This is a genomic window from Macrococcus brunensis (assembly GCF_022343725.1).
In the GTDB taxonomy this organism is placed as follows: Bacteria; Bacillota; Bacilli; order Staphylococcales; family Staphylococcaceae; genus Macrococcus; species Macrococcus brunensis.
The window spans coordinates 1,334,420-1,349,347 of record NZ_CP092179.1; the positions used below are offsets into that span (position 1 = coordinate 1,334,420).

18 protein-coding genes are annotated in these 14,928 nt (G+C 42.4%); 1 reads left to right on the forward strand and 17 read right to left on the reverse strand.

What is annotated here, in order from left to right:
* Positions 1-11: 11 nt before the first annotated feature.
* Genes dnaG through ccpN form a run of 3 tightly spaced genes read right to left on the reverse strand, consistent with a single transcriptional unit; the run spans position 12 to position 3,249 of the window.
* Positions 12-1,769 carry a DNA primase gene (gene dnaG, locus MGG13_RS06980; protein WP_239034417.1) on the reverse strand — a complete coding sequence of 586 codons (1,758 nt, stop codon included), beginning with the start codon at positions 1,767-1,769 and terminating at the stop codon, positions 12-14.
* 12 nt (positions 1,770-1,781) lie between these two features.
* On the reverse strand, positions 1,782-2,606 hold the full coding sequence (locus MGG13_RS06985; protein ID WP_239034418.1) for a pyruvate, water dikinase regulatory protein: 825 nt from the start codon (positions 2,604-2,606) through the stop codon (positions 1,782-1,784).
* Between the two features lie 10 nt (positions 2,607-2,616).
* Positions 2,617-3,249 carry a transcriptional regulator CcpN gene (ccpN, locus tag MGG13_RS06990; RefSeq protein ID WP_165983086.1) on the reverse strand — a complete coding sequence of 211 codons (633 nt, stop codon included), beginning with the start codon at positions 3,247-3,249 and terminating at the stop codon, positions 2,617-2,619.
* Between the two features lie 275 nt (positions 3,250-3,524).
* Between ccpN and MGG13_RS06995 the strand changes: the two genes are divergently transcribed.
* Positions 3,525-4,913: a glycine--tRNA ligase gene (locus MGG13_RS06995; protein ID WP_133431702.1), complete on the forward strand. Its 1,389-nt coding sequence runs from the start codon at positions 3,525-3,527 to the stop codon at positions 4,911-4,913.
* Between the two features lie 38 nt (positions 4,914-4,951).
* Here the strand turns inward: MGG13_RS06995 and recO are convergent, their stop codons facing one another.
* The 14 genes from recO to prmA all read right to left on the reverse strand — a co-directional run bounded on the left by recO (position 4,952) and on the right by prmA (position 14,927).
* On the reverse strand, positions 4,952-5,686 hold the full coding sequence (gene recO / locus MGG13_RS07000; RefSeq protein WP_133431617.1) for a DNA repair protein RecO: 735 nt from the start codon (positions 5,684-5,686) through the stop codon (positions 4,952-4,954).
* Complete coding sequence (gene era / locus MGG13_RS07005; protein ID WP_133431618.1) at positions 5,686-6,585, reverse strand: GTPase Era; 900 nt, start codon at positions 6,583-6,585, stop codon at positions 5,686-5,688. Before era ends, recO begins: the two co-directional genes overlap by 1 nt.
* Complete coding sequence (gene cdd / locus MGG13_RS07010) at positions 6,585-6,989, reverse strand: cytidine deaminase (protein WP_133431619.1); 405 nt, start codon at positions 6,987-6,989, stop codon at positions 6,585-6,587. Before cdd ends, era begins: the two co-directional genes overlap by 1 nt.
* Before the next feature lie 12 nt (positions 6,990-7,001).
* Positions 7,002-7,349 (reverse strand): diacylglycerol kinase family protein, encoded by a 348-nt coding sequence (locus MGG13_RS07015; RefSeq protein ID WP_239034419.1) that lies wholly within the window; start codon positions 7,347-7,349, stop codon positions 7,002-7,004.
* On the reverse strand, positions 7,349-7,813 hold the full coding sequence (ybeY, locus tag MGG13_RS07020; protein WP_239034420.1) for an rRNA maturation RNase YbeY: 465 nt from the start codon (positions 7,811-7,813) through the stop codon (positions 7,349-7,351). Before ybeY ends, MGG13_RS07015 begins: the two co-directional genes overlap by 1 nt.
* Positions 7,813-8,757, reverse strand: coding sequence for a PhoH family protein (locus MGG13_RS07025; protein WP_133431622.1), 945 nt, complete (start codon positions 8,755-8,757; stop codon positions 7,813-7,815). Before MGG13_RS07025 ends, ybeY begins: the two co-directional genes overlap by 1 nt.
* A 47-nt stretch (positions 8,758-8,804) precedes the next feature.
* Entirely contained in the window at positions 8,805-9,212 is a 408-nt protein-coding gene (locus MGG13_RS07030) for a PH domain-containing protein (protein WP_239034421.1), read from the reverse strand.
* 52 nt (positions 9,213-9,264) lie between these two features.
* Positions 9,265-9,723: a hypothetical protein gene (locus MGG13_RS07035; RefSeq protein ID WP_239034422.1), complete on the reverse strand. Its 459-nt coding sequence runs from the start codon at positions 9,721-9,723 to the stop codon at positions 9,265-9,267.
* 9 nt (positions 9,724-9,732) lie between these two features.
* Positions 9,733-10,722: a flotillin-like protein FloA gene (gene floA / locus MGG13_RS07040; protein ID WP_239034423.1), complete on the reverse strand. Its 990-nt coding sequence runs from the start codon at positions 10,720-10,722 to the stop codon at positions 9,733-9,735.
* A gap of 17 nt (positions 10,723-10,739) precedes the next feature.
* Positions 10,740-11,348, reverse strand: a complete 609-nt coding sequence (locus MGG13_RS07045) for an NfeD family protein (protein WP_476703336.1) — start codon at positions 11,346-11,348, stop codon at positions 10,740-10,742.
* 165 nt (positions 11,349-11,513) lie between these two features.
* The gene (rpsU, locus tag MGG13_RS07050; protein ID WP_133417242.1) at positions 11,514-11,690 is read right to left on the reverse strand and encodes a 30S ribosomal protein S21; all 177 of its coding nucleotides are present in this window, start codon (positions 11,688-11,690) and stop codon (positions 11,514-11,516) included.
* Between the two features lie 100 nt (positions 11,691-11,790).
* Positions 11,791-13,131: a tRNA (N(6)-L-threonylcarbamoyladenosine(37)-C(2))-methylthiotransferase MtaB gene (gene mtaB, locus MGG13_RS07055; protein ID WP_239034425.1), complete on the reverse strand. Its 1,341-nt coding sequence runs from the start codon at positions 13,129-13,131 to the stop codon at positions 11,791-11,793.
* A 132-nt stretch (positions 13,132-13,263) separates the two neighbouring features.
* The gene (locus MGG13_RS07060) at positions 13,264-13,995 is read right to left on the reverse strand and encodes a 16S rRNA (uracil(1498)-N(3))-methyltransferase (RefSeq protein ID WP_239034426.1); all 732 of its coding nucleotides are present in this window, start codon (positions 13,993-13,995) and stop codon (positions 13,264-13,266) included.
* A gap of 2 nt (positions 13,996-13,997) precedes the next feature.
* Positions 13,998-14,927, reverse strand: coding sequence for a 50S ribosomal protein L11 methyltransferase (gene prmA / locus MGG13_RS07065; protein WP_239034427.1), 930 nt, complete (start codon positions 14,925-14,927; stop codon positions 13,998-14,000).
* Between the last annotated feature and the right edge of the window lies 1 nt (position 14,928).

The window sequence follows — 14,928 nt, forward strand, 5'->3', positions numbered from 1 at the left end:
GCCTCCTAATATCATGACTGCTTTTTTTGTCGGTTCAATATAATAATCTGCTGCATGAGACGATTTCTATTCTCAATATCGCCTTCTGCCACAGCTTGTTTCAGTTCTTTTTTCAGTTCCTGAAGCGTTCGTTTTTCTTCCTGCTGCGCGTGAATCACATAGATATAATCATTGATTTCTTCAATCGAAGGATGTTCATTAATCATCATGTCGTCTATCGAGATAACGTCACTATGTGATTCGGAACTTACCCCTGAAAGAAACTGACTGATTTGAAATTCATCCTCCGTAGTATAATACCCTGTTAGCGCCTCATATATCGTCTGATGTGCAGGCTTTTTGAAGTGATTGAGAGTCAGTGCGTCCTGCATCTTCATAAACAGTGTCTTATCCATAAAGAAATGCTTGAGCACCGTACGTTCAGCGCGTTCCTGCTTAGAATACGACACCTGCTGAACAGGACTCGTTACCACTTGTTCACGTTTTGGTATATATTTGGAAACCTCAAAATTAAGACTGTCAAAGTCCACTTTAAACAATTCGCTTGCTTCATGCAATATTTTTTTACGGATGACCGGTGATTTAACAAGTCCGATGTTTTGAACGATTTCATTTAGTTTCTGTTCGTAAACTAAATCATTTGAAGCAACTTCATGGGTCATCTGCCTCATTTTAAAGCTGACAAAAGCAATCTTATTATGTTCCACATAACTGACAAATCGCTCCTGGCCCGTCTCCTTGATCATCTCATCAGGATCCATCCCTTTACGGAGAGGGACGACGTAGACATTGCTGCCTGCATTTAAGAGTGTCTCACCCACGCTTAGAGTCGCTTCGACTCCCGCATTGTCACCGTCAAACATTAGCGTTATATTATCAGCCAGCTTCTTCAGCTGAAGCTGGTGCTCAAGGCTGAGTGCCGTACCCATCGTCGCAATAGCATTCGAAAGACCCGCATGATTCACTTTAATGACATCCATGAAGCCTTCTAACAGCAGTACTTCATCTTGTTTACGGATAGATTTTCGCGCAACATCCAGATGATAGAGAAGCTGCCTTTTCTGGAATATCGGTGTCTCAGGACTGTTGAGGTATTTCGGTTGCTGGTCTTTATAGGTTCTACCTGAAAAGCCTACGGTATGGCCCTGAGCGTTATTGATAGGAAACATAATCCGGTCGCGGAATCGGTCATAGTAAGTGAAGTTTTCCTCATTCCGGGACAAGAGACCCGCTTCATATGCGAGTGCTTTGTCAAATCCTCTTTTCTCTAAAAAGTCATTAGCAAAGTGGCTGATATCCGGACTGTACCCTATTTTCTCCTGATTGATGAGTTCATCAGTAAAGCCACGGTCATAAAGATATTGTAGTGCCGGCTCCGCTTCTTTAATCGCTTTAAGCACGTAATGATAATAATCGCGCAGCAGTTCGTGCATCTCAATCATCTTCATATTGTCATTTGCGACAACGACCTTCTGTTCCCCTGCTACTTCTATACCAACATTTTCACCGAGCCGTCTGACCGCTTCAACAAAAGAGATATTCTCAATCTGCTCTAAAAATTGAAAAACATTGCCTCCTTTTTTACAACCGAAGCAATGACAGATCTGTTTTTCAGGTGAGACTGAGAATGACGGGGTTTTTTCATCATGAAAGGGACATAAACCGACATAGTTTCGTCCCCTTTTTTCAAGTTTTACATATTGGCTGACCAGACTGAGAATATCATTTTTCTCTCTGATTTCATTGATTGTTTCTTGATTGATTTGCAATGTGTCACCTACTTACAATTTAGAACTTCTTCTTGATGTGACGATTTTAATAATTTCATTTGCCGTTTCTTCTATTGCTTTATTGGAAACGTCGATGACTGGACAGTCGATTCTTGAAACGACTTTTTCGAAATAAGCAAGTTCTTCATGAATGCGCTGATCCTGTGCGTAGCTGGCATCATCATTTAATCCTAACTGCACCAGTCTCTCTTTACGAATGGCATTGAGCTTTTCTGGATCTATTTTAAGTGCGATACATTTCGCTGGATCGATATTAAATAACAGTTCTGGTGGATCGACTTCCGGCACGAGCGGTACATTCATCACTTTATAACGTTTATGCGCAAGATACTGGCTAAGAGGTGTCTTAGATGTTCTGGATACACCAATTAAAACGATATCCGCCTTCGTCAGTCCCCTCGGATCACGTCCGTCATCATATTTAACAGCAAATTCTATCGCTTCGATCTTCTTAAAGTAGTCTTCATCCAGTTTATGTACCATGCCCGGTTCATTAAGCGGCTGTTCATTCAACTCTTCTGTCAGGATCGTCATGAGCGGACCCATGATGTCCACGTGTTTCAATTGATTTTCTTCTAACTGTTCTTTCATATACTTACGGATTGCAGGCTTAACAAGTGTATAGATTACAATTGACTGCTGTTCTTTCGCTATAGATATCACTTCATCCACATTTTCATGTGTTTCAATGTAAGGCAATCTGACAGTATCAAGCGCTTTGCCAAACTGGTTAAACTGTGAAGTACAGGCTTTCGTGACAAGTTCAGCTGTTTCACCGACAGAGTCTGATGCAATAATCAATCTGATTTCATCCATAATGAGTCTCCTATTCATCTTCTATCAGTGCTACAAAAGCACGTGTGATGGTTGTTTTTGTAATACGGCCAGTGACTTCAAAAGCAGAACCTTTCTGAGTGACGACAGGCAGCGAGTCTATTTCCCGGTCGATAAGCAGATTGGCTGCATATAAGAGCAAATCGTCCGGAAAGACCACTGCAATATTCGGCATCCGTGTCATGATGATATTGACAGGGGTCGCATGCACATCCTGACCGCCCATGGTTGCTCTAAGTAAGTCTTTTCTTGAGCAGACTCCGACCAGTTCATTTGCCTGGTTCATAATAAATAAAGTTCCGACATCATCGAGGAACATCTTAGTGATGGCCTCATAAACAGAAACGTCTTCCTTAATTAAGGAAGGCAGTGATTGGAAGTCTTTGACATAAAATTTCTTGATCGATTCAGATAACAACTGTGTACTGGATTTGCCCGTATAGAAATAGCCTACACGAGGTCTCGCATCCAGATATCCTGCCATCGTCAGAATCGCAAGATCCGGTCTTAAAGTCGCGCGAGTTAAATTGAGCTGTTCAGCTATCTTTTCACCGGTAATGGGGCCATTGTTTTTCACGATTTGCAGTATTTTATTCTGCCTTTTGTTCAGTTCGATAGTCAGCACCCCTATTAAGACATAATTAGATAAATATATTATACGACTTAAATGGGCTAAAAACAATGAATCGACATAAATATTGTCCTCCATACAAAAACATGATATATTCTTTGTAAGCGAGTTAAGGATGGTGCAAGCTTAACAATGAATTGGCCTGATGAGTTGAATATTAAAGATGAGTGGAAACACTAATTTGGGTGGAACCGCGGGTAAAATATACTCGTCCCAAGGCATATATGCCTTGGGACTTTTTTTATTCGCTAAAATTATAGGAGGTTTTGATTATGACAAACATGGAAACAATCGTAGCTTTAGCCAAACATCGCGGCTTTGTATTTCCGGGTAGTGAGATCTACGGCGGTCTTGCAAACACTTGGGACTATGGCCCGCTTGGTATCGAACTGAAGAACAATGTGAAAAAAGCATGGTGGCAGAAATTTATCCAGCAGTCCCCTTATAATGTCGGTCTGGATGCCGCTATTCTGATGAACCCTAAGACTTGGGAGGCAAGTGGTCATTTATCTAACTTTAATGATCCGATGATCGACAACAAGGATTCAAAAATCCGTTATCGGGCTGATAAACTGATCGAAGACTATATGCATGACGTTGAAGGTGATGAACATTTCATCGCTGATGGTATGAGCTTTGACGAAATGAAACAGTTCATCGATGATAAAGGTATCGTCTGTGCCGAATCAGGTACAGCTAACTGGACAGATATCCGTCAGTTCAACTTAATGTTCAAGACGTTCCAGGGCGTGACTGAGAATTCAACGAATGAAATCTTTTTACGTCCTGAGACGGCACAAGGTATCTTCGTCAACTATAAAAACGTACAACGTTCAATGCGTAAAAAATTGCCTTTCGGTATCGGTCAGATCGGTAAATCATTCCGTAATGAAATTACACCAGGTAACTTCACATTCCGTACACGAGAATTTGAACAGATGGAACTTGAGTTCTTCTGTAAGCCAGGTACTGAAATCGAATGGCAGAATTACTGGAAAGATTTCGCTGCCAACTGGCTGAAAACTCTCGGCATCAAAGAAGAAAACACGAAACTTCGTGATCATGATGAAGATGAACTGTCTCACTACTCAAATGCGACAACAGACATCGAATATAAATTCCCGTTCGGCTGGGGTGAACTATGGGGTATTGCCAGCCGTACAGACTTCGACCTGAGAAAACATATGGAACACTCAGGCGATGATTTCACTTACCACGATCCTGAAACAAACGAAAAATATTTACCGTACGTCATCGAACCTTCTCTTGGTGCTGACCGTGTGACACTTGCATTTTTATGTGATGCCTACACTGAAGAACAGCTTGAAGGTGACGATACACGTACTGTTATGCGTTTCCACCCTGCGCTTGCACCTTATAAAGCAGCGATTTTACCGCTCAGCAAAAAGTTATCGCAGGATGCATTAAAAGTGTTTGAAGAACTGAGTGCAGATTTCAATATCGATTTTGATGAAAGCCAGTCAATCGGTAAACGTTACCGTCGACAAGATGAAATCGGTACACCGTTCTGTATCACATTCGACTTCGATTCTCTTGAAGACAATCAAGTTACTGTTCGTGACCGCGATACAATGGAACAGATTCGTATGCCAATCTCAGAAGTGAAAAACTTCCTGAATGAAAAAATTAAGTTTTAAGCTGAAAAACCGTCAGACTTTAAAAGTCTGACGGTTTTTTATAGTTGTTCAAGTATTTTACGAGATTTAAGATAGACCCCTGTATACTCATCATACATCTTGAAGACCAACTGTTCCATCTCTTTAATCGTATCCCCGCTGATATTGATCTGACTGAACTGTTCTAGCGGGAGATTAGTAAGCAAGTTGAGTAGATAAAGCGCACGGTTTGAGATCCGTATCGCATGCGGATCCTGCTCAAGCTGTCTCGCTGTCAACACGCTGTTATACTTAAAAGAATAAGCAGTGAATTCTCGTGCGTCTGTCGATTGATCAACTTCACTCATGTAGAAGTTAGGCTGGTACCCGTACAGCTGCATCATTTTCAGGCCGACAATCAGTGCGATAACAGCAGGGTCATGCCCTTCAGAAATCTTATCAAGACCAAACTTGAGGAGCGTATAGCAGAACTTATTCTCTTCGTCTTCTTCAAGCGACCGATCAATCAGCTCTGCCATATACTGAGCATAGGTCAATTGATAAAGATCACTTCTGAGTGCATAGTGACTATTAAATGTATCTACAGAAGTCAGTGTGCCCATTCCTTTGAACTGTGAGAATATGAATAAATTCTCATAAAACAGATCAAGTGATGAACCAAATTTCTTTGATTTACGAGCATTTCTGGCCATGACTGCGATTTTGCGACCATGTTCGGCAAGAAAAGTGATGATTAAATGTGAATCACCATAAGGGACACGTCTTAAGACGATGCCATTCACTTTATTCAGCATTAATACTCGTCTTCACGATAGCCGATCTGTCTAATGAAATTCGGCTTGTTTCGCCAGTCTTTCTGTACTTTCACCCACAACTCAAGATAGACTTTAGAACCTAATAGACGCTCGATATCCTGACGTGCCCGGATACCGATTTCCTTAAGCATTTTACCCTGCTTACCGATGACAATCCCTTTTTGAGAATCACGTTCAACGTAGATAGTCGCTTCAACTTTTACTTTGTCATCGTCTTCGCGCAGCATCTTCTCAACATTGACACCGATAGCGTGCGGAATTTCCTGGCTCGTTAAGTGCAGTGCTTTTTCACGAATCAGCTCTGCAACGATGAAGTGTTCCGGGTGATCAGAAATCTGATCTTTTGGATAGTACATTGGTCCTTCTGGCAGATAACCGCTGATCACGTTCACTAATGTCTCCACATTATTGCCCTGTAAGGCAGAAATCGGTACAATTTCAGCGAAAGGCAGTAAATCCTTGTACTTCTCAATCTCTGAAATCAGCTCGTCCGGATGGATAAGGTCTATTTTATTCAGTACCAGGAATACGGGTGTCTTACTGTTTTTGAGCATCTCAATGATAAACTCATCGCCACGGCCGATACTTTCTTCGACATTGACCATAAACAGAATCGCATCGACTTCACGGAGTGTGTTCTTCGCGACTTTCATCATATAATCACCGAGGACGTGCTTCGGTTTATGAATACCCGGCGTATCAATAAAAATGATCTGTGCGTCATCTGTCGTCAGAACACCCTGGACTTTGTTACGAGTCGTCTGTGCCTTGTCTGACATGATAGCGACTTTCTGACCCAGCACTCGGTTCATAAAAGTCGATTTTCCTACATTCGGGCGTCCGATAATCGCAACAAACCCTGATTTAAAAGCTGTCATTAATTCAAATCCTTTCCTGAGAAACCAAGAGGCAGTAAATCTGCTACTGTTCTCTCAATGACATCACCTGTATGATTAGTCATAAAGACTGGCATGTCATCGTCACACAATTCATTAATCACCTGGCGGCATGCACCGCAAGGAGAAGAAGGTTTTTCTGTATCTGTTGTCACCACTATCGCTGCAAAATCACCGGGACGGTAGCCTTTGGCAATCGCTGATACAAGCGCTGTCCGTTCTGCACAGATCGCTTCGCCGTATGCCGCATTTTCTACATTACAGCCATGAAAAGTAGTTCCGTCTTTAGCGACGAGATAGGCACCGACGTTAAACTTTGAATAAGGTGTATAGGCATTTTTCTGCGCATTTCTGACTTCTTCGTACCATTCCTGTTTGAATTCCATGTTGTTTCCTCCTTAATCTACCAGCATTAAAATATAAGGGATAAAAATGATAAGACCTATCAATGCACTCATCAAGCTGGCTAAAACGACAGCAAATGCCGCAGTATCTTTCGCATGCTTCGCAAGCTCGTGGTAGTCCTCTGTGACCAGATCCACTACATACTCAACAGATGTATTCAGGACTTCAACGACGAGCACCGTGAATATGGCAATGATGACAAAAAGCCATTCCAAAGTCGTCAGTCTAAAAAACAGACCTGCCAGCACAACGAGAAATCCAGCGATTAAATGCAGAATAAAATTACGATCTTTTTTCAGCAGAGTAAAAAAACCCTGCAGCGGATAGATAAATCGTTTCATCATTGATCTCGTGTCAGTCCGTATGCAGATAAAATATTGTCCTGGCGGCCGAACATGACTTTCTCTTCTTCTTCGGTCATATGATCATAGCCCAGCAAGTGGAGTAGACCATGAAGCGAAAGAAAACCGAGTTCACGTTCAAAAGAATGTCCATAATCCTGTGCCTGTTCTTTAGCACGCTCAATACAGATGATAATATCACCCAGCACTCTTATTTCTGAAGGATCTTCAAAATCATCCTCACCCTCTTCAAGCGCGAAGCTGATCACATCTGTGACACTGTCTTTATCGCGGTACTGACGGTTAATCTCCTGGATCTCTTCACTCGTCACAAATGACACAGCAACTTCTGCCTCGTCGGTAATCCCTTCTTCTTCTGCCGCGAACTGCAGTAATGCCTCTACTTCCGGCAGAAAGGCCGGGTCTATTGTCTGATGTTCATCTATAAATTCAACTGTCAGCATTATTCATCACCCTCATATGCTTTAATTATTTTTCCGACAAGCGGATGGCGGACAACATCCGCTGATTCAAATTCCTGGATAGCGATGCCTGGTACACTGCTGAGCCGCGCTTCCGCTTCAACCAGTCCACTTTTCGTATTTTTCGGTAAGTCAATCTGTGTCTTGTCTCCTGTAATGACCATTTTAGAGCCGAATCCAAGACGAGTCAGGAACATCTTCATCTGTGCATGCGTCGTATTCTGTGCTTCATCAAGAATAATGAAGGCATCATCAAGTGTACGGCCACGCATATAAGCGAGTGGTGCTACTTCAATGACACCGCGCTCAATAAGGCGCGCTGTATGTTCAGCACCAAGGACGTGATGAAGGCCATCATAAAGCGGACGGAGGTAAGGGTCGACTTTCTCCTTTAAATCACCAGGCAGAAAGCCGAGCGATTCACCTGCTTCTACAGCTGGTCGTGTCAGTACGATGCGTTTGACTTTACCGGCACGGAGACTTTTAGCCGCCATTACAACCGCAAGAAATGTCTTACCTGTCCCAGCTGGTCCAATTCCAAAGACCAGGTCATTTTTCTTGATCTGATGCACATAAAGACGCTGACCCATTGTTTTCGCTCGGATGGATTTACCGAAAGCATCTTTCGTTATTTCTTCATCGTAGAGGTCTGTCAAGTAGTGCACAGTCCCCTTATCAGCCATCTGGGCAGCTGCCTGGACATCTTTTAAGGAGATGTTCATCCCTTTTTGAATCACCTTCAATAAGTTAATGATAACAGCCTCTGCTTTTTCAACATTCTCTTCATCACCGTTGACAGTCACCTGTCCACCTCGTGTATGAATCTCAACATTGAACGCTTCTTCCAGGTAATTGATATGTTCATCGTGGTTACCTAAAAGTGCCTGTGCTTCATTAACATCTTCTATACCGATTGTCTGTGGCATTCAAAAACTCCTTTTATGATTAATTAATTTAAATTTACCACAGCAGACTACAAGTTGCATCTTACCGCATCCATGTTCTGCTGATTCTGTAAATAGATTTTAGGATTCCGCTTGAGCAGCAATTTAACAAATCGTTCTGTTTCAACCGGAAAGACCACTATCTGATCTGTTCCTTTCGAGCAGATTTCAACGCCTATCCGGCTGCCGTAGACGGCAATATTCAACACCTCGATCTGCATGATATCGATCTGAATACGGCTGATCCCCCTATGAACCGTCAGTAAACGACTGATAATATAGTATTCCCTTAGAAGCATCACAATTAACAAGGTCGTCAAAAGAAATGTAAAAATGAACATGAGAAAAGAACTGATAAAGTAGTAGAATACAAGCATAGAGATCAGTATCACAGTGATACCATAAAACAAAGGATTGCCCTGGCTCTGAAATTTCATATGCTCACCTCTTTTCTCCATTTTAGCACAAAAAAAGAGAGCCAATGCTCTCTTATCTTTTAGATTTAGGTGGTGCTAGTAATTCTGCCATAATCAGACTGTGAACCAGATTTTCATTTGTAATTTCGAACTTGAATCCGTCTGTCTCTGTCAGGTCCTGACTTTTAATGGCTTCTAAACGGTGGGCTTTCTGTTGCTGCGTCAGATGCTTATCGGTCAGCACTTTCTCGACTGGGTCAATGGCTTTCATCCGTTCAGGACGAGCTTTTTTCTGTTCCTGAACAAGCCTTGGAGAAGCTTCTTTTACAACCTCTCGTGCTTTCCGCTGAGCAGGCTTATACGACTCTGATGTCTGCTCTATTTTATCGATATTCTGCTGAACTCGTTTTTCAAAGTTCTGCAGTTTACGAACAATAGGTTTTGCGTCCTCTTTCTTACCCATCTTCTCAACAACCGACTGACCGATTGTAATAATAATCCCGATAATGAATATAATCGTTCCTATTGACATGGATTCCACCTACTTTCTAGGCGGCGTCTGCTCACCTTGATCTGTCAGCTTGTTGATGGCATTACGCATCCCTGTATCTGACTCAATGTTCTTCAGGTTATAGTAATCCATCACACCGATATTACCTTCTTGCAGAGCTCTAGCCATTGCAAGCGGTACTTCTGCTTCAGATTCAACTACTTTCGCTCTCATTTCCTGAACGCGGGCTTTCATCTCCTGCTCCTGAGCAACGGCCATTGCACGGCGTTCTTCCGCTTTCGCCTGAGCGATGTTCTTATCTGCCATCGCCTGTTCTGTCTGCAGGTCGGCACCGATATTCTTACCGATATCTACATCCGCGATATCAATCGACAGAATTTCAAATGCTGTACCAGAATCCAGACCTTTACCGAGTACAGTCTGAGAGATCATATCCGGATTCTCAAGTACTGAAGTATGTGACTGGCTTGAACCGATTGTAGAGACAATCCCTTCGCCGACACGGGCGACAATGGTTTCTTCACCTGCACCACCGACGAGTCGTTCAATGTTCGCACGTACAGTGATTCTTGCTTTTGCTTTCACTTCGATACCATTCATTGCTACACCGGCGATAAACGGTGTCTCAATCACTTTCGGGTTAACTGACATCTGGACCGCTTCCAGTACGTCACGTCCAGCAAGGTCAATTGCCGCTCCTCTTTCAAATGGCAGGTTGATGTCTGCACGCTGTGCTGCGATAATCGCATCAACTACGCGGTCAACGTTACCACCCGCTAAATAATGTGATTCAAGCTGATTGGTCGTTAAATGCAGACCTGCTTTATGGGCTTTAATCAGCGGATCAATGACACGGCGCGGTGATACACGACGTAATCGCATACCGACCAGAGTGCCGATACCCACTTTAACGCCTGCAGCGAGGGCTGAAATCCATAGACCTACCGGTACAAACGTAAATAAGACCATCAGGAATACTAAGATGATCCCTAAAATAATAAGCAATGCTATCCATTCCATTCTATCCACTCCTTTTGTTATAATGCTCTGACGACGACTCGGGTTCCTTCAACTAAAATAATACTGACTTCGCGGTCTTTGTCGATGAAGGCCCCTTCACTGACCGCATCTATCCGCTTGCCTTCAAAAGTGATAATGCCAGACGGTCTAAGAGGAGTCATTGTCAGCGCAATTTTCCCGACAAGATGACTTCTGTCATCATGCGAGGAATAGCCCGCTTCCTTTGACGTAGAATCCGTCAGTATTACATTTTTGAAAAGCGGAATAGATTTTCCAAAAAATTTGACCATCACTATCCACTCCATTAATGCTAATGCCAGACTTATTGCCAGGAAAACTGCCATCTTTGAAATATCTTCACCGATGAGGAGGAAACTGCTGAAGACCATTAATGCACCTATAATACCTAGAACAGCGCCTATAACGAATAATTCCAGTATCATTAAAATGACACCCGCTACAAATAGAATCACTGACATCATTTCCAAATCGCCGGTCAAACCTGTCATGATGACAAAACCAGCACAGGCCAGAATCAGAATAATACCTGCTGCAGATAGTCTGGATGAAAATAGCTGCATAACAGCTGCTAAAAAAATTACTATCATCAATACCAAGAGTATCATCTCATAGGATGTCAACGTCAAAAAGCCACCTCCTTATCCTTATTATACATGAAGTGGAAATATCTTATATCAATTATGCAAAAAATTAAGAAAACTTTAAGAAAATAAAAAGCACAGGCATCGGCCTGTGCTGATCTATAGATAATATTTGAGGGAGATCAAATATTATTTGAACTTACGTTTACGTGCAGCTTCTGATTTCTTTTTACGTTTAACACTTGGTTTTTCGTAGAATTCGTGTTTACGAGCATCTTGAATTGTACCACTTTTAGAAACTGTACGCTTGAAACGACGTAAAGCATCTTCAATAGATTCATTTTTACGAACAACTGTTTTAGACATTAAATTTCCCTCCCTCCAAATATCAACGGAACTAATTAAACATAGTAAACTATGTACTCAAATATTATAATATACTCGATTTATCTGGTCAATAGTGAATTTATTTACCGGCTATTGCGACAGTCTGATGCTTAGGCATCACCTTGACAAACTGACCGTGGTTCATAGGATAACCTGCTTCAGTGATCTTCACTTTTACCAGTTCCCCGATCAGTGATTCACTGCCTTCGAACTGAACTTTAAGATAATTATCTGTGTAGCCGACGAGCTGACCGTCAACTGATCCTTTTTCCTCAGGAATCACTTCCAGCACTTCTCCCTCAAACTTGCTCGCATATTCTTTTGCAAGCTGATCGGATAAACTGATCAGTTTATGAACACGTTCATTTTTAACTTCTTCATCAATCTGATCTGTCATGCGGGCTGCAGGTGTTCCTGTACGCATGGAATAAGGGAAGACATGCAGTTCAGAAAACTTATGAGATTCAATGAAGTGATAAGTTTCCATAAACTCTTCTTCTGTTTCACCTGGGAAACCGACAATGACATCACTTGTAACAGCAAGCCCCGGCATAATCGCATGAAGCTTCTGCAGACGTTCAGAGAAGTGTGCCATCGTATATTTACGACGCATCCGTTTCAGAACTGTATCGCTGCCTGACTGAAGCGGAATATGCAGGTGACGCACCACTTTTTCACTTTGGTCGATGACATCAATGACTTCATCTGTCAGCTGACTTGCTTCAATAGAAGAAATACGAATTCGTTTCAGTCCATCAATCTCTTCCAGGTCACGCAGGAGCTGTGCAAGATTGTAATTCTTCAGGTCTTCCCCGTAGCCACCAGTATGAATACCTGTTAAAACAATCTCCTGGTAGCCGGCACTTACTAACTGACTTGCCTGTTTAACGACTTCCTTCGGATTACGAGAACGCATAAGCCCACGAGCCCACGGGATAATACAGAATGTACAGAAGTTATTGCAGCCTTCCTGAATCTTGAGCGATGCACGCGTTCTGTCTGTGAAATAAGGAACATCCAGTTCTTCATATGTCCGATTCTTCATAATATTGGTCACACCATTGATTGGCTGGCGTGCTGACTTAAACTCTTCGATATAAGGGAGCATTTTATGACGGTCCTGTGTTCCTACTACTATATCGACACCAGGGATATCCATAATTTCTGCAGATGAAGTCTGCGCATAGCAACCTGTCACACAGATCACTGCGTCCGGGTTACGTCGTATCGCACGACGGATGACCTGACGACTTTTTTTATCACCTGTATTGGTTACAGTACAAGTGTTGATGACATAGACATCGGCATTTGTTTCAAACTCGACACGGTCATAACCGTCGTCTTTGAAGAGCTGCCAGATGGCTTCTGTTTCGTAATGATTAACTTTACAGCCCAATGTATGGAATGCAACTGTTGACATAGCGTCCACCTCTTTATTTCTTATTTCTATCTATCACTCGGCTTTTCGATAACCTTAACATTTTACTATTTTTCTTATCTTAAAATCAAGTGGCTGATACGATAAAAGACAGGATTCAACTGAATCCTGTCTTTAGCCCAGCAATTCCATATGATAACTGATTGCGGATAATGCGTAAAGCGGTGCTGTTTCAGCCCGCAGAATACGCGGTCCGAGTCCTGCGGTAATTCCGTCAACCATCTCAATTTCTTTTGGGCTGAGTCCACCCTCAGGACCAAAGACCAGAAGCACACGATCGCCTTTATTAAAATTTTTGATAGCCTGCTGAAACGCCCGCTGTTCTTGATTCTTCGCACTTTCCTCGTATGCGATGATGACGTGATCAAACTGACCGTTTAACTCTCTTAGATGATTAGTGAATTTAATAACGGGCAGCTGCTGCCGATAGCTCTGCTCTGCCGCTTCTTTGATGATTTTACGGAAACGTTCAAGCTTTTTATCCGCTTTTTTGTTATCCCATTTAACGACAGAAAATTCGCCTTGAAACGGCATAAACTGACTAGCGCCTAGTTCTGTCGCTTTTTGCAGCATCCATTCATATTTATCATTCTTCAGCAGACCACTCGCTATCGTGATATGAACAGGGAGCTCTGTATTCAGTTCAAGCGCTTCTGTTACACGGACAAGCACTTTGTCGGACATCTCATCAATCGTCACCTGATAAGTTCCATTGGTGAAATTAATAATCAGTGCGTCACCCGGCTGCTGTCTCATGACATTTTTAATATGGTGAACATCTTCTTTTGTGTCAATTACGGCCGTGCTACCTATTTCAGCTGATTCATTAAGAAAATAACGCTGCATGACTAGACCTTCTCAGCCAGGATGGCTACCCAGCCTTTTTCGCGCGTAATCGTTTTAATTGTAAACCCTGCTTCAAGCATGTGATCTGTAATCATCTGTTCTTTTTCATCGATGATGCCTGAGGCGATAAACAGTCCTTTATCATTTAAAAGATTAAAGGCGTCATCAACCATTAAATCCACGATATGCGCGAGGATGTTGGCGATAACCACATCACGTTTTTCTGTTTCACCGACCAGAAGATTGCCTGTATCTGTCTCAATCGCTTCGGCACAATGATTGATTGCAAAGTTCTCCTCAGCGACTCTCACGGCAACTTTATCGAGATCGACTGCACGGATAGGCGCAGCACCCATACGATGTGCCGCAATACTTAAAATTCCTGAACCTGTACCGACATCGATGACAGACATACCCGGTTTCACATATTCTTCAACCAGACGCAGACACATGGAAGTCGTTGCATGATCACCTGTACCAAATGCCATACCCGGATCTAAATGAATGACTTCTTCATCACTTTCCGGCTGGTAGTCTTCCCAGCTTGGCACCACAGTAAAACGTTCAGACGCCTTGAACGCGTGAAAATGGTTCTTCCATTCATTTTCCCAGTCCTCGTCCTTAATATCGGCAGTCTCTATTTCAAAACGTGTCACTTCAACATCCTGTAAGGACTTCACAGCTTCTTCAATATCACTCAGTAGTTCATCTTTGTAATCATATTCACTGTAATAGCACTTGACGCGGACATCTTTTTCCGGATAGTCTGCTGGATTCAGCTCATAGATTTCACCAAACGTTTCGATACGTCCCTTTTGCAGTTCAAGGCTATCCTCAATGACGACACCATTTGCACCTAATTCATTTAGAATTTCTGCTATATAAGGTTCTACTTCATGATTGATCATCAATGTGATTTCTTTGTAATCCATC